General features: G+C 62.0%; 22 protein-coding genes and 7 pseudogenes. 20 read left to right on the top strand and 9 right to left on the bottom strand.

Features of this window, described 5'->3' with window-relative positions:
* Positions 1–117: 117 nt before the first annotated feature.
* A pseudogene (sbcD, locus tag ACDP63_RS02350) lies at positions 118–882 on the bottom strand (exonuclease subunit SbcD); the annotation flags it as partial.
* A 138-nt stretch (positions 883–1020) separates the two neighbouring features.
* A complete protein-coding gene (locus ACDP63_RS02345; RefSeq protein ID WP_243700268.1) occupies positions 1021–2169 on the bottom strand; it encodes a hypothetical protein in 1149 nt (382 codons plus the stop codon).
* Positions 2170–2395: 226 nt separating this feature from the next.
* Between ACDP63_RS02345 and ACDP63_RS02340 the strand changes: the two genes are divergently transcribed.
* The 5 genes and pseudogenes from ACDP63_RS02340 to ACDP63_RS02320 form a co-directional block, all read left to right on the top strand.
* Positions 2396–3280: a recombinase family protein gene (locus ACDP63_RS02340; RefSeq protein WP_409927674.1), complete on the top strand. Its 885-nt coding sequence runs from the start codon at positions 2396–2398 to the stop codon at positions 3278–3280.
* Between the two features lie 292 nt (positions 3281–3572).
* Positions 3573–4718: a plasmid partitioning protein RepA gene (gene repA / locus ACDP63_RS02335; protein WP_199259371.1), complete on the top strand. Its 1146-nt coding sequence runs from the start codon at positions 3573–3575 to the stop codon at positions 4716–4718.
* Positions 4708–5637 (top strand): ParB/RepB/Spo0J family partition protein, encoded by a 930-nt coding sequence (locus ACDP63_RS02330; protein WP_409927673.1) that lies wholly within the window; start codon positions 4708–4710, stop codon positions 5635–5637. Before repA ends, ACDP63_RS02330 begins: the two co-directional genes overlap by 11 nt.
* 203 nt (positions 5638–5840) lie before the next feature.
* The gene (locus ACDP63_RS02325) at positions 5841–6953 is read left to right on the top strand and encodes a helix-turn-helix domain-containing protein (protein ID WP_409927672.1); all 1113 of its coding nucleotides are present in this window, start codon (positions 5841–5843) and stop codon (positions 6951–6953) included.
* Positions 6954–7080: 127 nt separating this feature from the next.
* Positions 7081–7365, top strand: a pseudogene (locus tag ACDP63_RS02320) (ParB/Srx family N-terminal domain-containing protein); the annotation flags it as partial.
* Positions 7366–7397: 32 nt separating this feature from the next.
* On the opposite strand, the pseudogene ACDP63_RS02315 reads toward ACDP63_RS02320, so the two are convergent.
* A pseudogene (locus ACDP63_RS02315) lies at positions 7398–7706 on the bottom strand (integrase core domain-containing protein); the annotation flags it as partial.
* A gap of 16 nt (positions 7707–7722) precedes the next feature.
* Positions 7723–8298: pseudogene (locus tag ACDP63_RS02310) on the bottom strand (transposase); the annotation flags it as partial.
* A gap of 12 nt (positions 8299–8310) precedes the next feature.
* Between ACDP63_RS02310 and ACDP63_RS02305 the strand changes: the two are divergent.
* Together ACDP63_RS02305 and ACDP63_RS02300 are read left to right on the top strand one after the other, a co-directional pair.
* Positions 8311–8469 (top strand): annotated as a pseudogene (locus ACDP63_RS02305) (transposase); the annotation flags it as partial.
* A gap of 122 nt (positions 8470–8591) precedes the next feature.
* Entirely contained in the window at positions 8592–8942 is a 351-nt protein-coding gene (locus ACDP63_RS02300) for a hypothetical protein (protein ID WP_147307320.1), read from the top strand.
* A gap of 18 nt (positions 8943–8960) precedes the next feature.
* Here ACDP63_RS02300 and ACDP63_RS02295 read toward each other — a convergent pair whose 3' ends face one another.
* The gene (locus ACDP63_RS02295) at positions 8961–9530 is read right to left on the bottom strand and encodes a recombinase family protein (protein ID WP_116171241.1); all 570 of its coding nucleotides are present in this window, start codon (positions 9528–9530) and stop codon (positions 8961–8963) included.
* Between the two features lie 184 nt (positions 9531–9714).
* Between ACDP63_RS02295 and ACDP63_RS02290 the strand changes: the two genes are divergently transcribed.
* Positions 9715–9915 carry a hypothetical protein gene (locus ACDP63_RS02290; RefSeq protein ID WP_116171242.1) on the top strand — a complete coding sequence of 67 codons (201 nt, stop codon included), beginning with the start codon at positions 9715–9717 and terminating at the stop codon, positions 9913–9915.
* Here ACDP63_RS02290 and ACDP63_RS02285 read toward each other — a convergent pair.
* Entirely contained in the window at positions 9912–11114 is a 1203-nt protein-coding gene (locus ACDP63_RS02285) for a UMUC-like DNA-repair protein (RefSeq protein WP_140848172.1), read from the bottom strand. The two genes, ACDP63_RS02290 and ACDP63_RS02285, sit on opposite strands and share 4 nt — an antisense overlap.
* A gap of 72 nt (positions 11115–11186) precedes the next feature.
* On the opposite strand from ACDP63_RS02285, the gene ACDP63_RS02280 reads away from it, so the two are divergent.
* The gene (locus ACDP63_RS02280) at positions 11187–11498 is read left to right on the top strand and encodes a hypothetical protein (protein ID WP_140848170.1); all 312 of its coding nucleotides are present in this window, start codon (positions 11187–11189) and stop codon (positions 11496–11498) included.
* Here the strand turns inward: ACDP63_RS02280 and ACDP63_RS02275 are convergent.
* On the bottom strand, positions 11493–11672 hold the full coding sequence (locus ACDP63_RS02275) for a hypothetical protein (RefSeq protein ID WP_116171245.1): 180 nt from the start codon (positions 11670–11672) through the stop codon (positions 11493–11495). The two genes, ACDP63_RS02280 and ACDP63_RS02275, sit on opposite strands and share 6 nt — an antisense overlap.
* 82 nt (positions 11673–11754) lie before the next feature.
* On the opposite strand from ACDP63_RS02275, the gene ACDP63_RS02270 reads away from it, so the two are divergent.
* The 11 genes from ACDP63_RS02270 to ACDP63_RS02220 all read left to right on the top strand — a co-directional run bounded on the left by ACDP63_RS02270 (position 11755) and on the right by ACDP63_RS02220 (position 18920).
* Entirely contained in the window at positions 11755–12432 is a 678-nt protein-coding gene (locus tag ACDP63_RS02270) for an SOS response-associated peptidase (protein ID WP_116171246.1), read from the top strand.
* A gap of 4 nt (positions 12433–12436) precedes the next feature.
* Positions 12437–12673 carry a hypothetical protein gene (locus ACDP63_RS02265; RefSeq protein WP_116171247.1) on the top strand — a complete coding sequence of 79 codons (237 nt, stop codon included), beginning with the start codon at positions 12437–12439 and terminating at the stop codon, positions 12671–12673.
* A gap of 144 nt (positions 12674–12817) precedes the next feature.
* The gene (locus ACDP63_RS02260; protein WP_116171248.1) at positions 12818–13081 is read left to right on the top strand and encodes an H-NS family nucleoid-associated regulatory protein; all 264 of its coding nucleotides are present in this window, start codon (positions 12818–12820) and stop codon (positions 13079–13081) included.
* Positions 13082–13102: 21 nt separating this feature from the next.
* Positions 13103–13573, top strand: a complete 471-nt coding sequence (locus ACDP63_RS02255; RefSeq protein ID WP_409927671.1) for a thermonuclease family protein — start codon at positions 13103–13105, stop codon at positions 13571–13573.
* A 182-nt stretch (positions 13574–13755) separates the two neighbouring features.
* On the top strand, positions 13756–14046 hold the full coding sequence (locus ACDP63_RS02250) for a hypothetical protein (protein WP_116171250.1): 291 nt from the start codon (positions 13756–13758) through the stop codon (positions 14044–14046).
* 768 nt (positions 14047–14814) lie between these two features.
* A complete protein-coding gene (locus ACDP63_RS02245) occupies positions 14815–15147 on the top strand; it encodes a single-stranded DNA-binding protein (protein WP_116171251.1) in 333 nt (110 codons plus the stop codon).
* Positions 15148–15197: 50 nt separating this feature from the next.
* On the top strand, positions 15198–15416 hold the full coding sequence (gene nrdH, locus ACDP63_RS02240) for a glutaredoxin-like protein NrdH (protein ID WP_116171252.1): 219 nt from the start codon (positions 15198–15200) through the stop codon (positions 15414–15416).
* Between the two features lie 310 nt (positions 15417–15726).
* Positions 15727–17079: a tyrosine-type recombinase/integrase gene (locus ACDP63_RS02235; RefSeq protein ID WP_409927675.1), complete on the top strand. Its 1353-nt coding sequence runs from the start codon at positions 15727–15729 to the stop codon at positions 17077–17079.
* Entirely contained in the window at positions 17076–18371 is a 1296-nt protein-coding gene (locus ACDP63_RS02230) for a tyrosine-type recombinase/integrase (RefSeq protein WP_409927670.1), read from the top strand. The genes ACDP63_RS02235 and ACDP63_RS02230 overlap by 4 nt, the downstream gene beginning before the upstream one ends.
* Positions 18368–18670: a BrnT family toxin gene (locus tag ACDP63_RS02225; protein ID WP_116171255.1), complete on the top strand. Its 303-nt coding sequence runs from the start codon at positions 18368–18370 to the stop codon at positions 18668–18670. Before ACDP63_RS02230 ends, ACDP63_RS02225 begins: the two co-directional genes overlap by 4 nt.
* Positions 18654–18920, top strand: a complete 267-nt coding sequence (locus ACDP63_RS02220) for a BrnA antitoxin family protein (RefSeq protein WP_116171256.1) — start codon at positions 18654–18656, stop codon at positions 18918–18920. Before ACDP63_RS02225 ends, ACDP63_RS02220 begins: the two co-directional genes overlap by 17 nt.
* Here the strand turns inward: ACDP63_RS02220 and ACDP63_RS02215 are convergent.
* Together ACDP63_RS02215 and ACDP63_RS02210 are read right to left on the bottom strand one after the other, a co-directional pair.
* Positions 18872–19375, bottom strand: a pseudogene (locus ACDP63_RS02215) (ATP-binding protein); the annotation flags it as partial. The gene ACDP63_RS02220 and the pseudogene ACDP63_RS02215 sit on opposite strands and share 49 nt — an antisense overlap.
* A 114-nt stretch (positions 19376–19489) precedes the next feature.
* Positions 19490–20200: pseudogene (locus ACDP63_RS02210) on the bottom strand (UDP-galactopyranose mutase); the annotation flags it as partial.
* Positions 20201–20333: the final 133 nt, after the last annotated feature.

Below are 20333 nucleotides of genomic sequence, written 5' to 3'. Positions count from 1 at the left end.
CACATCTCGCCCCTCGGATGGGCGCACATCTTACTCACAGGGGAGTACAGGTGGCCGAAAAGAGCTTAGCGTAGGATTTAGCACCGTCCGGCAGCAGACCCCACTGTAACGGATTTCGGAAGCCGAAAGCGGAAAGCAACTTCCGGAATATCGGACGCGGCCGCCGTCAAGGCTCTGTGGCCCATGGAGATGGCCGAGGGCAACATAGTCAAGGCGAGGAGGAAAGATGTCCGGCGGCACCGCATGCGAGCCGCCGATCAGAATCCGGCGCTCGGCGCCTTCACTCTCAATGCCACCCGTGCAGTGGAGGTGCCCAGTAGCGATAAGGGGCAGATCACCCACGATCTGCTCGACGGCTGCAACGATTTCCGCATGGAAGGACCGTGCTGCGGCTTCAATGCTGAGCCCGGTCTCTGTGTCTGTAAAGGTAACGCCCGTGAGGTCGGCCGCACGGAGGAAGGGGATCGCCAGAACGTAAAGAGCGGGAGCGCCGTTTGGGCCTGGGATGGCGACGAGATGCTCACGTGCATCCAAAACGCCAGCTTGTCTTCGCACGGTACCAATCGCGTGGATATCAAGACTTTCAAACAGATCGGCGGGTGCTTCTAGACGCAGGGCGGGATCATGATTGCCGCCCGAGATCACGGTGACAAGTCGTGGGCGCCGACGCTTGAACTCTGCGAGGGACCGATAGAGGAGTCGCTGGCTCTCGCCTGATGGGTTGGTGTTGTCAAATATGTCACCAGCGACGAGGAGGAGATCGATGTCCTCCTCTTCCAGGACGTCGGCGAGCCGGGCGAAGAACACTTCGTGCTCACGCTCACGGGACCAGCCGTTCAGGGTTTGACCAATATGCCAGTCGGCGGTGTGCAGTGCGCGCATAAAATCCTCAAAACCAAAGCAATTAATCGACGCAACCTGCGTCGCAAGAAATTACGAGAGTACAGCGTATCTTGCCCACCTCTTGACACGATCTATCTCTTGAATGCTGCGAGCAAGACTCAATACCCCTACGCATCTTTATCCGGCCTTCTTCTCGAAAGAGCTATTCGGCGAAACTTTCCTTGGCCTGTTCGTGTTTGACCGTCTTTCGATTTCGCGCGCTTCAGCGATACGCCACATCCGGTATCGACCCTGCCCGGTCACTTCGCGGATAAGGTGTCGCGCCTCCATCCAAGCGAGGTTACGCTGAACGGCGGCGCGACTGGCGCCGGTCATTGTCTCGGCGATCGGGGCAGAGACGAGTGGCCATTCAGTAAGTGCCGCGCGCAAGGCTTTGGGCGTTCTGCCCGAGAGTGAGGTCATCTCTACCTCCGCTCGCGCAGCCCATACCTCAACGTCGTCGAGGTGCCGGATCGCGCTCAGGCAAGCCGTTTCCATCCCGTCTAGCCAGCGCGTCAAACGGTCGGCGGGTCGGCCAGAGGCACGAAGGCCCCCTGCCCCGCCCATGGCCAGTGGCGCAAAGATAGCCCCTCTTCCCTCACTGGCTGCGATCCGCGCGGACGTGACAGCCGCTTCCATCCGGTCTCCGTGCTGCCCGAGACCGGCCAAGTTCCAAATGTGAAAGCCCATGCAGGCACGGCTGATCGGGTGCAGATCGGCAGCTTGCGCCATCAGGTCCAGCCAACCGCCCGCGCGATCCGCAAAGGGTTCCGCCTCACCCGCCAAGTTCTCGGGGTCACGGCGATCCACAAAAGCGGCCAGGTCCACCTCCGGCCCTGGCCCTCCCGTCAGACGCCGCACCGCCCATCCGACCCGTGCCAAGGCGGCAGTATCGTCTTGAACTCCAGACAGGCGCAGGGCGATCCAGAGCGCCAGTCGATCCGCCCCGATGCGGTCGCCTACGAACCAACTTAGGTCGGCCGCTTCGATCAGGGCGAGCCTGTGGCGCCAACCCTCAGGCCCCCTCCGCAACCGCTCGTCCAGCCCACCGAGCCGACCTGCGACACGGGCGAGCCGCGCGGCATTGTCCGCCTCGGCTTTGCGCCAGTCGTCAAGGATTGCAGTCTCGCGGGGTTCGGCCCTGAGGACGGGCGGCAGATCGTCGGGCTCGTCTTCGATCGGACCAGGCAGGAACCACAGATCGTCTTCGGATCTCTCCGCGGCCTCTTCCACCCCGGTCAGAGGGTCGTCAGAAATGCCATATGGAGCAGATACGTGAGGCTTCATATGTGCAAAATACGTATGTTTTGCTTTTTACCCAAGGGTTTTCTCGTGGTGCGCCTGTACTCCCTTTATAGCACGCGCGCGCGACTGCTCGCGAGATATCTCTGAACGCGCGCAGCCATAGGAAACCAAGGGCATTTTGCTGACCTCGGCCATAAAGAGCGCTCTTGCTTCCGTTTACAAATGGTCGTTTATTTATGATACCTTAAACTGCAAACGGCCTGTTTTGATGCCCCTGATCGGCTACGCGCGCGTCTCGACCGAGGATCAGACCCCCCTGCCCCAGTCGCAGGCCCTGAAATCCGCGGGCTGCGTCGAGATCCACGAGGAGCAGGCCTCGGGCGGAAACCGCGCCCGGCCCGTGCTTGCCCGCGTGCTGGACCGGATAGGCAAGGGCGATACGCTGGTCGTCGTGCGCATTGATCGTCTGGCGCGATCGCTGTCGCATCTGCTGGAGGTCATCGAGCGGCTGGAGGCGAAAGGTGCCTTTTTTCGCTCGCTGACCGATCCGATCGACACGTCCTCGCCGCAGGGCAAGTTCACCCTGCAAGTTCTCGGCGCCGCGGCCGAGTTCGAGCGCGCCCTGATCCGCGAACGCACCAAGGCGGGGCTGGCCTCGGCGCGCAGCATGGGTCGGATCGGCGGCAACCCGGGACTGCGCGCCCGCGATCCCGCGGCGCTTCGCAAAGTGCGGCTGGCGAGGCAAGACGGTTACATGGATCGCCTGAACGAGACGGCACAGGACTGGGTACCGCACGTTCGTCGCCTGCGGCCCGACATGGCCTGGGAGGACGTGCTGCGCATCATCAACGCTCCCCTGCCCCATGAACGTCAGTGGACACAAAGCCGATTGCTCCGCGCTGTGAACGCGTATGTGCGGGATGGGTTCTTGGACGAAACCGTGTTGGGCCGTGCCGGTCGCCGCGATACCGACGACCGTTTGCCGGCCATCGTTGCCGGCATCAAGGGCGCAAACCCGGAGATTACGCTGCAAGAAATCTGCAACAGGCTCGAGAAAATGCGGGAGCGGACGCCGCGTGGGCGGACCAGCTGGCAGCCGTCATCCGTGAAGATGCTGTTGGAGCGAGCCGAGAGGCTGGGGCTGCTTGATTGAAGTCGCGGGAATCGCCATGCGATTCTTATGATCTGCAGTCCGTAGGCGTCCACAATACATGTTGTGGCCACGACGCCACGACCCACGAGCTGTTGAAGTACGCTGCGAACAAGGCCACCCAACGCACTGATACTTAATGGTTTTCTCTCGTCAGAAATCAGCCCCTTCAACGCGCATACGCCGTTCAACGGTTTGGGCTGGATTTACTCACCAAAACTGTTAAGGTCTACAAAACAATAAAGACTTGAGGGCAGTGATGAGCGGGATACGAGCCTCTCAAAGATTCGATGTCATGTCCAAGCGGCTTGGTAGCCGGTTGCGAGAACATGCTCAGGAGACTTTTCCACCGGATGCCCAGAAGGGTCTTCGCCGCTTCGCGATGCGGGAAGCGGCAGATCTCCTACGGCTCAACCAGAACACCTTCCGCCACCATGTGTCAAACCTCGAAGGCTTTCCCGAAGGTATACTCGAGGGTGGCAACCGCCGCAGTTTCTCTGCCGAGGAAATGGTCGAGGCCCAACGCGTCCTTCTTGAGACGGGCAGGATTAAGCCCGATGAGCACCCTCACAGAAGAGCCGGCGAACCGTGCCAGGTCGTGACAATCTTCAACCTGAAGGGAGGGTCCGCAAAAACGTCGACCGTAGCTCATGTTGGTCAGCTACTGGGCCTTCGCGGCTATCGGGTCCTGTTGATCGATCTAGACAGCCAGGCAAGCCTAACAAACCTGTTCGGGGTGACCCCTGAACTCGATCCGGACATGCCGACCTCCTACGATCTGATCCGATCGGAAGGTCCCCTGCCCGCCTCCGATATCATTCGCAAGACGAACTTCCCGACGGTCGACCTTATCCCGGCATCCATGGACATCATGGAGTACGAGTTCGAAGTCGCACTAAGTTTCCGACACGGAGCCACCACGTTCCACAGCCGTATCCGCGAAGCACTTGAGCCTGTCCTGGACAGATATGACGTGGTGATCTTCGACACCCCGCCTCAGCTGAATTTTTCGGTGATCTCTGCCCTCTTTGCCTCCACCGGGGTCCTGATCCCGCTCAACGCGTCCATGCTTGATGTCATGTCCCTGGCGAGCTTCCTCGGTATGGCGAGCAACCTGATGGGTGTCGTCGAGGCGCATGCTCCCGAACACGGTCTGAACTTCGTCCGCGTGCTGATCACCCGCTACGAGAATACTGACGGTCCACAGGTCCAGATCTCGTCTCTGCTTCGGACGGTGCTCGGCGATGCGGTACTCCCGGCCGAGTTCCTGAAGTCGACGGCCGTAGGCGATGCTGCAAACACCCAGCAGAGCATCTTTGAGGTCGAACCTCGCGACGTGAACCGCAGAACCTACGAGCGTGCAATCGAGTCCGTTTCGCGCGTTACCGACGAAGTTGAGCGCGAAATCCTCAAGGCATGGGGGCGTAGCCATGGCGCGTAAGGTCTTCGGAGATTCACTTAAGAACGCGATGGGCAATGCTGCAGCGCCGGACGAAGGTGCGGATCTTGATCTGAAGCGCACGAGCCCAACTATCGCTCGTGCGCAAGCGTCCGTGCTCGAGGAAGACAAACACGCCACGCGCCTGATCGACCCGAGCACCGTGCGGATGTCCGCGGTCATGGACCGTATCGATCCGAGCGATGGCCTCGAGGAACTTGTGTCCTCGATCCGGGAGCATGGGCAAAAGGTCCCCATTCTTGTCCGCCGAACCCAAGATGGCGCACTTGAGATCGTCTATGGGCGCCGCAGGCTTCTCGCCTGTCGTGAACTTGGTCAGAAGGTGCGCGCCACGGTCATGGAAATGACCGAAGAGGAAGCACTGATCGCCCAGGGCGTGGAGAACAATGCCCGCCAAGACCCCTCGTTTATCGAGAGGGCTTTGTTCGTCGCCGGCATCATTCGAGAACTTGGGAAAACAGACGAGACGCGCAAGAACGCCCAGACCATCGCCTATCGGGCACTCCAGATCGATGAGTCTCTCGTCTCTCGGATGAACCGTATCGCGACGGGCATTCCGATGGAGCTGATCCAGGCCATCGGACCAGCACATGGCGTTGGTCGGCGGGTCTGGGAGAAGCTTTTCAGGCTGTGCGAGAAGGACGTCTCGAGAGCCAAGGAAGTCGCCCGCGAAATCCCCCGTAGCTTGCCTGGCCCAGAGCGGCTTGACGCAGCGGTTACGCTGCTCACGGCCACCAAGACAACTCCGCCCAAGGCTGAGCCAGGCGAGCGCGTGAAGATCGGCCGCAAAGGCAATCGCATCACTATCGATGTGGACGCTGATCTTGCCCCACGCGTCGAAGAGGCCGTCCGAAAGCTGATCGGAGAGCTTCTTGACCGCGGTCAAGACGGCCCAAAGTGACGACCCCGTGTCTTGACCGCGGTCAAGACATCAAGAGCAACGAGCAGAAAACGAAAGGAGGAACGGCTAGAAAAGGAAAGACCCCCCGAAAGCGGTGCTTCCGAAGGGCCTCAATCAGTCTCGACACCTGATTGATACCCCCAAAACGAATCGAGTTCAACACCGCTCGCGGTGAACGGGGAAGCTTTTTCTTCCGAAACACCATGAGACATGTCACTCAAGCACGAACCGCCTTGGCGGAACAGGCAGCTAATGCCTGCCCTAACCCCTACGAGCTTCTGGGGCCGGTGCGGGTTCTTCGGAAAGACCTGAGCCTCACGAGCAACGACGTCACGGTACTGACAGCGCTCATCAGCTTTCTTCCGCGCGATCAGAGCCCCAACTCTGGTGAAACACACTGCAAGCTGACCGTTGTGTTTCCTTCAAACGCCTCCTTATCAGAGCGCGCAAACGGCATTGATGAAAGAACGCTTCGCCGCTGCCTGGGGCGCCTTGAGGCTGCGGGACTCATCCAGCGAAAGAGTTCAGCGAACGGGAAACGCTTCCCTCTCCGCTACGGAGGGATCATCAGGGATGCGTTTGGGATCGACTTGGGTCCGCTAATGCAGAGCCACGACGCTCTTGCAGCCAGAGCATCGAAGGTCACGGAAGAGCGTGAACGCCTCCGCTCCCTCAAGGCAGAAGCGCTAGCGCTGCGCGCGTCCCTCCTAAAGGACGAACAGCTCCATGACGCACGGCGGGCTTCACTGGAAACGATCCGAAACCTGCTTCGTCGAGCAACCCTGACTGCCGACACAGTCTTGCAAATCATCGCTGGTCTCCGCGAGCTCGGAGCCAATGCCAAACCGAGCTACGGAGAGTGCCACGATTCAAACACCCGTGCGGACCGAGAGCAATCGCAAGACCAAACCCTCGGCCGTGAGTGCGCGAGCGAAATGTCCGCCAGGAACGGACAAAATGACCGGCAGATAGAGTCTGTAAAAAAAGAACATATTAAGAAAGACACGCACGTGAACCAGACCAACGCTTCCCAAAGCGTTGGAGCACCGACCATGAACCGGGACCCGGCAAAAATGGCATGGACGGACTTTTCACATGTCGCGGACTTCTTCCCAGACCCTCCACGAACAAGCGAAGCCCTCAACCGCGTTCTCTTCGACATCGGTCGATTGCTTAGAATACGCCAAGAAAAACTGATGCGTGGTCTTCAGAAAGCTGGGGCTGGACGGCTTTTGCTGATCTTGGACTACCTGTTGGGAAAAGGCGAAGCGATCAGGCAGCCCGAGGCATACTTTGAAACGATCATGAAGGCATAGAGCATCCAACTTGCACGTCTTGACCGCGGTCAAGACTGACGAAGAGAGGAAAAGGTTGGGGGTTTGAGGGGTGACGGGAAGTGAGATCGGGAGAGTGGCTTCCGGCGCCCGTCGTGGAGAAGATCTGATGGCGAAAGCAGCCCAGAACATCACCCTGTCCCCGTCGCGGGACATCCCCTTCAACAAGCTCGTGCTGAGCCAGTCCAACGTGCGACGCATCAAGGCGGGTGTTTCGGTCGAGGAACTGGCCGAGGACATCGCCCGGCGCGGGCTCCTGCAGAGCCTGAACGTCCGGCCCATGCTCGATGCCGACGGGGTCCAGACCGGCATGTTCGAAATCCCGGCCGGTGGCCGTCGCTTCCAGGCGCTGTCGCTTCTGGTGAAGCAGAAGCGACTGGCGAAAACTGAACCGCGCCGGCTTTGCCGAAGGCTGATTGATGTTAGTTACGCGGCCATGGGTTCAGTTTCCACAGCTGCGTAGAAGTTGGCCTCGGCTTCTGCGGGCGGGATGTTCCCGATCGGCTCCAGCAGGCGGCGGTTGTTGAACCAGTCGACCCATTCGAGGGTTGCGTATTCGACGGCCTCGAAGCTGCGCCACGGGCCACGGCGGTGGATGACCTCAGCCTTGAACAGGCCGTTGATCGTCTCGGCCAGCGCGTTGTCGTAGCTGTCGCCGACGCTGCCGACTGAAGGCTCGATGCCCGCTTCGGCCAGTCGCTCTGTGTATTTGATCGACAGATACTGGCTGCCGCGGACGCCCTTCTGTTTGTCAAGCGGCAATGCGAGTGCGGTTGATGTCCTGCTGTCGGCGCATGATGATACCGAAGACCTCGCGTGCAATGTAGCGTTTCAAGCTGCGGATGGCTTCCAGCTTGCTATGCCCTTCGGCGATGCGCCGGGCCACATAGGTCTTGGTTTTCTCATCGGTCCTGAGCCGGCCGATCGCAATGATGTGCAGCGCGCTGTTGGCCGCGCGATCGCCCCCGCGGTTCAGACGATGTCGGACGGTCTTCCCTGATGATGCAGGGACCGGGCTGGCGTCGCACAGAGCGGCAAAGCTGGCTTCGGACTTGAGGCGTTCCGGATTGTCGCCCGCCGTAAGCAGCAGTTGAGCGGCGCCGTTGTGGCCGATGGAGTTGCGGGCGACGAGTTCAGGGGCCAGGTCCTCGACAATCGCTTTGATCATCATGTCGAGGTCGGCAATCTCATCGTGCAGTTCGATATAGCGACGGGCGAGCGACTTGAGGCTGATGCGATAGGCGGCCTCGACTTCACGATAGGCTGTCAGATCCGGACGCCAGGCGGCCAGTGTCCGCACCAACTGCATCCGTGTCATATGGCGGAGCTGATTGTCCCCGTGAAATACGATAAGCGCCGATACAGACGCCGCAATCGGATCGAGATCATGTTCGGCAGGCTCAAGGACTGGCGCCGCGTAGCGACCCGCTACGATAGATGCCCGAAGGTGTTCCTCTCTGCCATCGCGTTGGCCGCGACCGTGTTGTTCTGGCTATGAGTCCTGAGCCTAGTATTCGGCAAGGACCGCATGTGCTCTCACAGGACATGCCAAACTTGCGATGCGCCGTTCAACTTGTTGCGCTCGCAGGTTGACCAGGTCGAGAGAAGGAGAACCACAGCATGCCCAGATTGATTCCGATGCTCATGGCAGGGATGGCTCTGTTACCATCGCCGGTCATGGCGCAGAGCGGCAGCCCGAACGCAGTCTGCTTGCCGCCGGAGGAACCCTATGTCCCATCCGACGACGATGGCTTTCGAGCCTACGCAGACATGGTTTCGGAAGATTTCGAGCGATACTTCAGTGAGTTAACCGAGTATTTCGTCTGCATGGACGGCACACGGCTTGCCGTGTTCGAGCGAGCTCAGGAAGTGTCGAAGACTCATCAGGCATTCTGGAAGCGCGCAAATGACCTCGGGGTGGCTGAAAAGGCCGCGGCCAATTATCCCGATGCCGTTGAAGAACGCCGGTAATGAGCTGGCGCGTCGGCATTATGCAGCAGGAGCTTCTGACGCGGCGGCGCCGGCGAGGGCGCGATAGACGGTCATCCTGGATACGCCCAGGTCGCGCGCTACAGCTGCCTTCGACTGGCCTTCGGCCACACGCCTGCGAATTTCGGCGTCATCGACCGCTTTCTTGCGGCCTTTGTAGACCTGTCGCTTCTTCGCTGCCTCGATGCCGGCGCGCTGCCGGTCGCGGATGAAGCGCAGTTCCATGTCCGCCACCATGCCGAGGATCGTCACCACCAGCCGGCCGAGATCGCCGGCGGTGGACACATCAGGTTCCAGGACGCGGAGCGCGGCCCTCTTCTCATCGAGGTCATGCACCAGGTTGAGAACATCGCGAGTGCTTCGGCCGAGGCGATCGAGCCGATGCACGACCAACTCGTCACCTTCCCTCATGAACTGCATGATGGTTTCTAGTTCAGTCCGGCCGGCGCGGGTTGCCCCGCTGCCGATTTCTGTCCGGATGATCTCGCACCCGGCGCCGGCCAGGCGCTCCTTTTGAATCTCAAGGTCCTGGTCAGCGGTGCTGACGCGTGCATATCCGATCCGGGCCATGTCCGTCTGTCACAATAGGGTGGATGCAATGACGCTACTGTAACTTTGCTTGATCTGATAGGCAAATGTTACAGATGATAGACCGTATCACGATCTGTCTTTCAAGGTGTGCCCTATTGTTACGCATCGGCGCTGAACCCGAGTGCTCTTCGCGCGTTTAGTTGCAAATCGAGAGGGAACGATCATGGCAGAGATTCCAAACGAACTGCTCGCACAGCTGCATACCGCCCTTATGAGCCTTGGCGATGCGCCGCAGGATGTGACTGATCCAATCCGCGAAAGGCTCGGCGTCGAGACGTCGATGGCCCTAGATGATTTGCTTGCGGCGAGCTACCAGATCGTCGAGGCGGCAGGGCGTCCAGTGATTTTTCCGCCCGCTGCCTAGCCTCTCTCGAAAAAGCCTGGGTGCGGCGCGTTGATCCCATAGGTGATCGCGCCGTCTCCGAACCGCGCATTGATTTGATCTACCGCGGCAGACACCTGTTCGCCGCGCGTCCGCTCGGCCGGGCGGAGGGGAGCGAGCAGGTCGCCCTGGCGCTCGGTTAGCAACCCAACATTGCCGAGCTGGACGCTGACTGCGATCACCTGGCCCGGGCGCCCGTCGCGCCACAGTGACCGCCACAGCGCGCGGTGCAGGCGCAGGAAAAAGGCCGTGTCCTGGTTCGGGAAGCAACTTACTCCGCGCGACCAGACCGGGCCGGCCAACATCGAGACTGACAGACTGAACCGGCTGGCCACGCGGCCATCGCGGCGTAGCCTGGCAGTGGCCTTTTCGACCAGCCAGCGGCCGACACGATAGGCTCGGCGCGGATCGCGAAACTCGGGCGACAGGATCTTGCTGTTACCAAAGCCACCGCGCTGGGTCGCAGTCAGCGGAATATCCATTCCCTGAAGCATCCGAACGAAACGCTCGCCCTCCACCGATCGCCAGATCAGCCGGGCGTGACGCGGATCGAGCTGGCAGAGCTGGGGCACGTCATAGACGCCCGCGCGCATCAGTCGATCCTTCATGGAGCGTGAAATCCCAGGCAGATCGTCCAGTGCCAGGTGGGCAATACGATCTGGCATATTTTCGATACTAAGCCACTGGAATCCATTCGGCTTCTCTAATTTTCCGGCGATTTTAGCCAGCAAGTGGTTCGGTCCAAGGCCAGCACTGAAGCGCAGGCATGGCCCGACCTCGGCCGCCACAGCCGCTTTCAGACGCGCAACCAGCTCGGCTGCGCCATCGAGGGTCTGCGCATCGCCCGACAACGCTAGCTGAAATTCGTCCACGCTGCGGATATGGGTCAGCTCGGCATGGCGGTCCAGCACGTCAGCGATGGCGAGATTGAAGCGCACATAGAGCCTGTGTCGGCTCGGCCGAAAGACGATGCCAGGGCACATGCGGCGCGCATCAGCCACCCGCGTCCCGGTTTTCACGCCATAGGCTTTCGCTTCGTAGCTGGCCGCAACGCAGGCGCCAGCCCCCGAATCGACGGCGGTGATCGCCACCGGCCGACCACGCAACGCCGGATCGAGATGCTGTTCGACCGAAGCGAAAAACGAGTTCATATCGAGATAGAGGACGCGGAAAGGGGGCATGGCACCAGATTTGGCGGATGGTCAGTTCGCCCCCGATGTTCTATCTTTGTTCTCCTGATTCAAGAGGGCAAAATGGACAGGGCTGGTCAACTGCGCAATGTGGCATTCGGGGGATCGTGGAGCGAACAGATCGCCGGCCGCGAGGAACTGTTGCATGCCCTGGAGACGCTCAAGCGCGCCGCGCGGCGTGCGGCGCTGCATGATCCGCGAGAAGATATTGACGTGGGCCTGGCGCTCGATCTCGCCAGCCGGGATCATCCGAAAGGCGCGATGCTGCGCGCGGCCTGGGCGCGCGGCGCCGCAATCGCAGCGCCGGGGTCGCGGGTTGCAGAACTCGGCCGGGTGGCCGGTCTGCTGGCCGAAGCCTATAGGGGACGCTTATGAATGGTGACTACGCAGGGCTCGCAGCACGTCCTCGAGGGCGCTGGCCGGATCCTCGATGCCAAAATCTTCATGCATCCCCTCCTCGATTTCGGGCCAAACGCCCGATGCGTGCAGGTCGAAAGTTTCGAGGAAGGCTCTGAGTGCTTGCACTTGCGCATCCGTCAGGACGATCATTCTGTGGTCCGTAGCTGTAGGGAAAATTTGCGGGCGCTCCTATCCACCAACGAGCCGTGACTTGCAACCGAAAGGCGTAGTGATGTGCAACCTATATGCCATGCTGGCGGCCCAGGATAGCACCCGAAGGCATTTCCAGGTCGATCCGACCCGTGATTACCTTGGCAACGCAGCCCCTCTGCCGGCGATCTGGCCGAAATACGAGGCGCCCATCGTCCGCCTCGGCGCGGATGGCCGTCGCGAGCTGGTCACGGCTCATTGGGGATTTTTGACACCGAAAGTGTCGACCAAGACCGGCAAGTCCCTGAAACCGGACGCCTGGAACAACGCCCGCGACGACAAGCTGACCAAATCCGGCCTTTGGAAAGACAGCTTTCTGAACCGGCGTTGCCTTGTGCCTGGCACCAGCTTCCGCGAGGCGAAGGGTCGCAACCCGGCCGAGGATTTCTGGTTTGCGCTGATCGGTGACGAGGCGCGGCCGCTATTCGCCTTCGCCGGCCTCTGGCGGCACGGTCAGCCCGGCATCGAGGGCGAGGAAGGCAGCTGGATCACGCATACCATGGTGACGACCACGCCCAACGAGCTGGTCCAGCCTGTCCATCCCACCAGGATGCCGGTGATCCTCGATCCCCAGGATTATGAGACCTGGTTGTGCGGCTCGCCGGCCGAGGCGGCCGCGCTGCTGCGGCCCTACCCGGCCGAGCGTATGCGGATCGCAAGGCGGGGCATCGGCGTTCTAACCGATACCGGAGAGGAATGAAGCCATGGCAATCATCGAGGACATGCCGGATGAGATTGCTGATGACGTTCTGAACGTCCAGGTCCACGGTCCCGGGTTTGATGGGCGATGGATTGTCCAGGGGCCATTTTATGGCGATGTGCCTGGCGAGGATGAGATTGTGCCGTCTTGCATCGTCGAGGATCGGGATACTGCCTTAACGGTTGCTACCGAATTGGCTGCTGGGACCGCCGTGATCTATGCGGACCCGGAACCTTTTTAAGAGCGAATGTAATCTCGCAGCTCACAGTAAGCCGTTTCCTTCCAGGCCATGTTGCTCTATCTCTGCATCACCAGTTGATCTTGGCGGCAAGGATGTGAAATGAGCATAGATCTCGAAAGCATGGACCTGAAATAGCTTCGCGATATGAAGCAAAAAGTGGAGCGCGCGATCAACGACTTCGAGTCGCGGCAAAGGCAGAAGGCGGTCGATGCCGCCAAAGAGGTCGCCGAGAAGTTCGGTTTCAAACTGACGGACCTTCTCAATTCCGCTACGTCGAAGAAGCCTGTGGTCGCAAAATACGCCAACCCGGAAGATGCTTCCCAGACCTGGACCGGCCGCGGTCGCCAGCCGCAATGGGTGAGGGATCAGTTGGCCAACGGCGCAAGCCTCGATGATCTGGCTATCTGAAACGTGTGCTAAGGGCACAGGATGCGCCTGGCAGTTCCTCTCGCGTTCTGGGTTTTCTTAGCCCCCACGATGGCGTGCGCTGTCGGAATCGCTGGCCAGGCCACTGTGATCGACGGCGACACGATTGAAATTCATGGTAAACGGGTCCGTCTAGCTGGGATCGACGCGCCGGAGGCAGGGCAGACCTGTTTCTCGGCAGGCGGAAAGTCCTGGCGCTGCGGCCATGGCGCCGCGTTTGCTCTGGCCGATAAGATCGGCCGGGCCACGGTGGCATGCACCGTAAGCGGCCGTGACCGCTACGCGCGGACCATCGGCCAATGCCACGCCGCCGGCCGCGACCTGGGAGAATGGATGATCGAGACTGGCCTGGCTGTGCGATACTGTGACCGCAAGGCCCTTTATCGCGATGCGGAGCAGAGGGCCCGGGCCGCCCGTTGCGGTATCTGGGCTGGGCCTTTCGAGAAGCCGGCTGACTGGCGCCGGCGGCATTGACCTTGTGCCGTTCGCAACTATCGTTCCGCGTGCATTGGTCAATGGAGGATTTAATGAGGAATTTTATTAAAGCCTGGCCGGTCGCCGCCGCCTTCGGCGCCGGCGCGATGCCCGCCGTCGCAGATGGCTGAACCGGCGGGTTCGAGCGGGGAACCTATTACCACACCCTGACCGTCAAAGACATGCAGCTGTTCGTGGTCTGCGACATGGAGGAAACCAGAGGACCAAACGCCGGCTACATGAGCTTTGAGATCGGCGGCAACGTGCAGATGTCCGGCCAGGCGCGCTTCAGCTCGGATGCCGGTGGACAGGTTGCTGCCGTGGAATATGGAAGTATTTTCAAGCGAACAGATCCCGCCCTTTTTCACCGCATCACTGATATGTTGGCCTCGGCCGGGCCCATCACCATTACCTTCGCTGGCAAGTCCTGGGCGTTCCGCAACCCGAAGCCCGTGAACATCCATTGCCGGTGACAGCCACGGCCCATGCTCGCTTGTCATCGCCCAATGCCTCGCCGCCGGTCACGACTTGGGCGGACAGATGATCGAAATTGCCGCGCCCGAGGGCGCGGCTCTATTCATTCAGCCTGTCCTGTCCGACCAGGGCAGCTCGCGGCACCACTTCCAGCCTGCTCCTGCGCCTCGTGCCGCATCGCTGGCGGTTTCGCAACTTGACCGCGTGTCCGATACCGGCCAAGATTCTCATATTGTTCTCACGGATCACTTTCCTATGGCACATGCGCAGCCGCCTCGCCGCTGGCCGGTTATTCTGCCCCTGCCCGGGTCGTCACAGCTTCAGCCCGGCAACCAGGTGCCCGTAGACCTGGTGGCCGTCCTTCTCACAGCCGGATCAGCTCGGCCCCCCGACCGGCAGATCGCAGGCAGGTTTTCCTTGATGCAGACCAGAGTGCTGCCCCGAGGCCTCGGACCCAGGACATCCGTTCCTTCCGCTCGCCGCGGGCTCCAGCTCCTGGTGCATGCGGATTTCAGGGTCCGGTCGCTGCCGGTCGAGAGCGCAGGCGCCATGGATGCAGGGCGCGGGTGGACCAGGCGCAGCGCGCCCTTCCCGCATGTGTTTCGACAGACCCACTTACCACGCCTCCCCTCTTTGCGACCGGCCTGCGGCCTTCAAGAACAAAGACGGCTTCCACGCAGGCGCGGACCCTCCGTCTTTCTTCTTGATCGCCCGGGAAGGCGTAGCGGGCCTTTTTCATCGAAACACCAGCGAGAAGGATCTCTCAAATGCTTTACACCCACGCCAAATTCAGCATCCAAGGCTATGTCGGCGCCATCCGCGAAGTCGGCAAGACCCTTAAAATCCGCATCAGCGACACCGAAAGCTGGAAAGACCGCGACACCGGCGAGCGGAAGGAACGGGTGTCCTGGAACACCGTCACCCTGTTCGAGCGCACTCCCGGCTTCGCCTACATCAAGGAAAACCTGCGCAAAGGCGATCTGGTCACGGTCGAGGGCAAGCTGTCCGAGAGCAGCTATGAGAAGGACGGCCACCAGGTCTACGAAACCACCCTCGCCGCAGACCTCTTCGCCATCATCCCGACCGGCCGGGCAGAATAACCGGCCAACAGCAAGGGGGCTTCGGCCCCCTAACCACCACGGAGAGCCCCATGTCCATCACCGTCTATTCCAAGCCCGCATGCGTCCAATGCACGGCAACGACCCGCGCCCTCGATGCAAAGGGCATCGGCTACCAGCTGGTCGACCTGACCACGGATGACGAGGCCATGAAGCAGGTCGTCGCCCTCGGCTACCGCCAGGCGCCTGTCGTCGTCGCCGGCGACACGCACTGGGCAGGCTTTCGCCCGGATCTTATCAACAATCTCTGAGTAAACGGGCTCATCATGATCTTAACCTACTTCGCTCGCCAAGCTGCTTGGAGACGTGTCTTTATCGCTGTGCTTCTGTGCGGCACCAATTCACTTGGTGCATCAGGTGTGACGGAAACCGCCACCTCGTGGCAGAGTCACACCTTGCGGCAGGAAGCCGGGATCAGCCAGCCGGCGCAAGCGGTTAGCATGAATCCCGGCAGGTCAGGACAACTCGCACAGTCGAATGGGAAAGCGCTTTCCACCTTGTCCTGAGCGCTTTCCGGGGACTGCGTGGATTTCGTCCTGACGGAAAGCGGGAGTGACCAACATGGCCCGATCGCAGACTGCCGCTGCCCCGAAACACCCGCCCGTGCCTCCGGGGCGTGACAATGAACCCCTTGCCGATGCCATCGCATGGGACGATGAGTTTCCCGCCCTAGGCCTGCGCAACCGCTTCGGTAAGGAAAGCTGGATCGTCCAGGCCCGGATCGGCGGGCGCAGCACCCGGCGCACCCTCGGCACGGCATCGTCCCTGACGCGGGAAGCCGCCCGACAAGCGGCCACCGCCGTCCTCGATGCGCTGCGCGCCGAACGGGCCGCGGCAGCGATCAGCCCCGATACGACCGTGGCCGCGTTCGCGGAAAGATGGCTGGCGGATTGCGCGGGCCAGTGGAAACCTTCAACGCTGGTTGGGCATCGCTACGGCATCAAGGGTCATATCCTGCCCCATCTCGGTGAGAAGCTCGTCGCGGCACTGACCGCCGAGGATATCGCGGACTGGTTCGCGGCCCTGCCTCGCTCCCCCGGCGGGCGCAACCGGGTGCTGGCGGTTCTCTCCGGCATGATGCGCCACGCGGAACTGGTCGCGGTGCGGCCGCCGGGCAGCAATCCCTGCGCCGGGATGCGGCGCAAGAAATCCGGCTTCACCGCCACGGTGCTGCGCGCCAGGGACTATGCCCGGCTCGGCCGTGCCCTCGACGCGCGGGAGAAGCAGGCGCCCATGCTCGTGGCGCTGATCCGTTTCCTCGCCCTGACGGGATGCCGGCGCGGCGAAGCGACGGCCCTGCGTTGGGATTGGATCGACGGGCCACGCGCCGCCTTGCCCGATGCCAAGGCCGGGCCGCGCTCGATCTGGCTCGGGACGCCTGCCCTCGATCTCCTGGCTTCCCTGCCCCGCACCGGCGATCTGGTGTTCGGGCAGGATGACAGGCCGGTCAACACCGCATCACTCGCTACGCTATGGCGCGAGATCAGGATCGAGATCAGGATGCCGACCCTGCGCCTGCACGATCTGCGCCACAGTTTCGCGACCACCGCCGTCAGCGCGGGCGAGCCCTTGCGCACCGTCGCCGGGCTGCTCGATCACAGCGATCTGGCGATCACCGAGGGCTACACGCAACTGGCCGACGACACGCTGCGCAGGGCGGCGGCGAGCGTCGGCAAGCATCTGAACGATACCCTCTCCCGGAAGGGCCGCCAGCCCGCCAAGCTCGTCAAGGCGAGCAGACCCGCCAAGCCGCCGGCGAGTTCCCCCGCCATCCCGCCGCATCTGCTGCGGGAGTACAAACGCTCCCGCCTGCTGATCCCGGCCTTTTGCGAAAAATACGGGCTGGACCCGAAACTGTTCTGGAAGGCGGTGAAGGCCGATCTCGCGCGTATCAGGAAGGAGGCATGCAAATGACCGTCCTCAGCCTCTTCACCCCGGCGGTGATCCGCAATGCCCGTCCGGGCAAGCGCGAATACACCCTGCACGACGCCCATGTGCCAGGCCTCGGCTTGAGGGTGCAGCCCTCGGGCGCGAAATCCTGGACCCTGCGCATGGGCAATCGCCGCANCCGTCCGGGCAAGCGCGAATACACCCTGCACGACGCCCATGTGCCAGGCCTCGGCTTGAGGGTGCAGCCCTCGGGCGCGAAATCCTGGACCCTGCGCATGGGCAATCGCCGCATCACCATCGGCGCGGTGGACCGGATCGACCTGGCCGATGCCCGTGCCCAGGCCTTGAAGCTCATCGCGGGGGAGGCACCCCCCCCCCCGCCCCCCTCGGCCAAGGCGCTGACCTTCGACGCCCTGGCCGACGCCTTCCTCTCGGTCAAACAGGGCATCTACAAGCCCGAGACGCTGGCCTCCTGCCGCGTCTATCTCGACACCCAGCTTCGCCCCGCATTCGGCAAGCGCCCTGTGCTGCGGTTGACCACGCCGGAGATCGCGCAATGGTTCCACACCTATTCCCGCACCCGGCCCGGTGGCGCCAATCAGGCGCTCGGTCTGCTGGTCACGATGCTGAACTTCGCGCGATCCGCCAGGCTGATCCCGAAGGATGCACCTAACCCCTGCGCGCCGATCCGCAAGAACCGGCGCAAGGCGCGTGGGCGGCTGCTGTCCAGCGACCAGATCACCGCGCTCGGCAAGGCTCTGAGATCCTGCCCGCCGTCGCACCGCGACGCGGCCGATGCCCTCCGGCTGATCCTGCTGACCGGCTGCCGTTCCGGGGAGATCCTTCGGCTGCGTTGGTCCGAGGTTCTGCCGGATCGGCTCCACCTTGCCGCGACCAAGACCGGGCCGCGCGAGGTGCTGCTGTCCTCGCCCGCGATCCGGTTGCTTGCGAAACGGAAGAAGGGCGCGGTCTCGCCCTTCGTCTTCCCGTCGTCACGCCTGCCGAACGCCCCCATCGGCAAGATCGACCATCAGTGGTCCGTCATCCGCTGGCGGGCGGGCCTGCCCAAGGACATCCGGCTGCACGATCTGCGCCATACCTATGCCAGCCACGCCATCATGCAGGGCCAGAGCCTGACCATTGCCGGGAAGCTACTCGGCCATGCCAACCCTGCCAGCACGGAGCGCTATGCCCATCTCGACGGGCAGTATCTCGCGGCAGCGGCGGAGCGGGTGGCGACGACCGTCGTAAGCATGATGGCGGGCAAGACGGTGGCACTGGACAAACGCGTATATTCCTCCAATATACAATCATGATCGACTGGACTCGGATCAAGGGCTTCGACTGGGACGATGGCAATGCCCGGAAGAACGCCGACAAGCACGAGGTCAGCCAGTCGGAAGCGGAGCAGGTCTTCTTCAACGATCCGCTTCTGGTTCTGGCCGACAGAAAACACAGCGGGGGCGAGGCTCGTTTCCACGCCCTTGGCCATACCGACGATGGGCGAAGGCTGCACATCACCTTCACCCTGCGCGGCGGGGAAAGCCTCTTGCGGGTGATCTCCGCCCGCGACATGAGCCGAAAGGAGCGAGACGCCTATGGCAAGGAAGCATAAGCCGATCCCGGACTTCGAGACCGAGGCGGAAGAGCGCACCTTCTGGGAAAGCCACGACTCGGCCGAGCATCTGGACTGGAGCGAGGCCGAGCGGGTGACCATGCCCAACCTCAAGCCCACCTCGACCTCGATCTCGCTGCGCCTGCCCGTCGCCCTGCTCGACCGGATCAAGGTCGCCGCGAACAAGCGCGACATGCCCTATCAGTCCCTCATCAAGGCCTGGCTCGCTGAAAACGTCGGGAAAGGGTGACAGACCCAAGGCGTAACAGCCGGCCTTGGCGCTGATCCGAAACAAGCGCCGGGGCTACGCCGACGATGGAAGCACCAATACGGCAGGCAGTCGCCTTGACGGCTTGACCTGGGTAGAGTCAGATGGGTCAATACGCTCAAGCGTAACGCCGCAGCACAAAATCCCAAACTGTTCGACCTTGCTGTGACGTGGTGGGTCAGCCAGTCGAGCAGCGCGCCGGTGAGGCGCTCGGAACCGAAGGTTTCGGTCCATTCATCGAAGGGCAGGTTGCTGGTGATCAGGGTCGATCCGCGCTCGTAGCGTTGCGAGATCAGTTTGAACAGCAGCTCGGCGCCGGTCTTCGACAGCGGCACGAAGCCCAGTTCATCGATGATGAGCAGCTTGTATCCCGCCATCTGCTTCTGGAAGCGCAGCAGGCGGCGCTCGTCGCGGGCCTCCATCATCTCGCTGACCAGGTCCTGANCAAAGAAACCCATCTGCGTCATCGCTGCATCCCCTATATGCCGGTTCACCATGTCACGATATCGCAGCGCCAAGGTCAGGGCAATTTTTAGAGGTGCCCTGTAGTCGAAGAAACCGTCCAGCGGCCCCGACCAGAACAGGTGATCGGCCTGGGCCGCCATCTCGGGGCGATAGGGGGTCTCCAGCTCGACCGAGATGCGCGGATGGTCCAGGATCGCCGCCACCATCGCCGTATAGCCGGCGCGCGGCATGCCCTGGAACCGGTGGAAGAAGTAATTGTCGTCATAGTTGAAGCGCAGCGGCAGGCGCTTGAGGATCGAGGCCGGCAATTCGCGCGGCGAGCAGCCCCATTGCTTTTCGGTATAGCCCTTGAAGAACGCCTCGTAGAGTTCGGGGCCGACGAAGCGCAGCGCCTGTTCCTCGAAGCTCTGCGGCTCGGCGATCGAGCGGTCGGCGCGGCTTTCGATGAAGGCGCGCGCCTCGTCCGGGCGCAGGGTCTTGCCGAAGAACTGGTTGATCGTGTGCAGGTTCACCGGCAGCGAATAGACCGCGCCCTGCGAGGTGGTCTTGACCCGGTTCTGGAACGGCACGAATTCGGCGAAGCGGTTGATATAGTCCCAGACCCCCTCGTCGTCGGTATGGAAGATATGCGGGCCGTAAAGATGCAGCATGACGCCGGTCTCGGGGTCGCGCTCGGTATGGCAATTGCCGCCGATATGCGGGCGGCTGTCGATGATGCGGCAGTCATGGCCGGCCTCGGCCAACTGGCGCCCGATCACCGCGCCCGACAGTCCCGCGCCCACAAGCAGTATCTTCATCTTCCCTCATCCCCGTTGCCCCGCCGCGGCTGCGGAGGGACCGGCCCGTCTCTGGGCTGCGCGGCAGATCGCCACGCGCCACGGCTCATGTCAGCAACGCCGCCCGAGGTCTATAGCATGTGTCGGGGCGAGG

The sequence above is a fragment of the Paracoccus sp. P2 genome (genome assembly GCF_046335115.1).
Lineage (GTDB): Bacteria > Pseudomonadota > Alphaproteobacteria > Rhodobacterales > Rhodobacteraceae > Paracoccus > Paracoccus pantotrophus.
Note: the sequence above shows the minus strand (reverse complement) of the source record. Positions and strands in the feature narration are given on the sequence as shown.

Bases quoted from the DNA above. Each gene is read 5' to 3' on its own strand.
- ACDP63_RS02345 (WP_243700268.1), bottom strand. From the start codon at position 2,169: ATGAAGCCTCACGTATCTGCTCCATATGGCATTTCTGACGACCCTCTG.
- ACDP63_RS02340 (WP_409927674.1), top strand. From the start codon at position 2,396: ATGCCCCTGATCGGCTACGCGCGCGTCTCGACCGAGGATCAGACCCCC.
- repA (WP_199259371.1), top strand. From the start codon at position 3,573: ATGTCCAAGCGGCTTGGTAGCCGGTTGCGAGAACATGCTCAGGAGACT.
- ACDP63_RS02330 (WP_409927673.1), top strand. From the start codon at position 4,708: ATGGCGCGTAAGGTCTTCGGAGATTCACTTAAGAACGCGATGGGCAAT.
- ACDP63_RS02325 (WP_409927672.1), top strand. From the start codon at position 5,841: ATGAGACATGTCACTCAAGCACGAACCGCCTTGGCGGAACAGGCAGCT.
- ACDP63_RS02300 (WP_147307320.1), top strand. From the start codon at position 8,592: ATGCCCAGATTGATTCCGATGCTCATGGCAGGGATGGCTCTGTTACCA.
- ACDP63_RS02295 (WP_116171241.1), bottom strand. From the start codon at position 9,530: ATGGCCCGGATCGGATATGCACGCGTCAGCACCGCTGACCAGGACCTT.
- ACDP63_RS02290 (WP_116171242.1), top strand. From the start codon at position 9,715: ATGGCAGAGATTCCAAACGAACTGCTCGCACAGCTGCATACCGCCCTT.
- ACDP63_RS02285 (WP_140848172.1), bottom strand. From the start codon at position 11,114: ATGCCCCCTTTCCGCGTCCTCTATCTCGATATGAACTCGTTTTTCGCT.
- ACDP63_RS02280 (WP_140848170.1), top strand. From the start codon at position 11,187: ATGGACAGGGCTGGTCAACTGCGCAATGTGGCATTCGGGGGATCGTGG.
- ACDP63_RS02275 (WP_116171245.1), bottom strand. From the start codon at position 11,672: ATGATCGTCCTGACGGATGCGCAAGTGCAAGCACTCAGAGCCTTCCTC.
- ACDP63_RS02270 (WP_116171246.1), top strand. From the start codon at position 11,755: ATGTGCAACCTATATGCCATGCTGGCGGCCCAGGATAGCACCCGAAGG.
- ACDP63_RS02265 (WP_116171247.1), top strand. From the start codon at position 12,437: ATGGCAATCATCGAGGACATGCCGGATGAGATTGCTGATGACGTTCTG.
- ACDP63_RS02260 (WP_116171248.1), top strand. From the start codon at position 12,818: ATGAAGCAAAAAGTGGAGCGCGCGATCAACGACTTCGAGTCGCGGCAA.
- ACDP63_RS02255 (WP_409927671.1), top strand. From the start codon at position 13,103: ATGCGCCTGGCAGTTCCTCTCGCGTTCTGGGTTTTCTTAGCCCCCACG.
- ACDP63_RS02250 (WP_116171250.1), top strand. From the start codon at position 13,756: ATGCAGCTGTTCGTGGTCTGCGACATGGAGGAAACCAGAGGACCAAAC.
- ACDP63_RS02245 (WP_116171251.1), top strand. From the start codon at position 14,815: ATGCTTTACACCCACGCCAAATTCAGCATCCAAGGCTATGTCGGCGCC.
- nrdH (WP_116171252.1), top strand. From the start codon at position 15,198: ATGTCCATCACCGTCTATTCCAAGCCCGCATGCGTCCAATGCACGGCA.
- ACDP63_RS02235 (WP_409927675.1), top strand. From the start codon at position 15,727: ATGGCCCGATCGCAGACTGCCGCTGCCCCGAAACACCCGCCCGTGCCT.
- ACDP63_RS02225 (WP_116171255.1), top strand. From the start codon at position 18,368: ATGATCGACTGGACTCGGATCAAGGGCTTCGACTGGGACGATGGCAAT.
- ACDP63_RS02220 (WP_116171256.1), top strand. From the start codon at position 18,654: ATGGCAAGGAAGCATAAGCCGATCCCGGACTTCGAGACCGAGGCGGAA.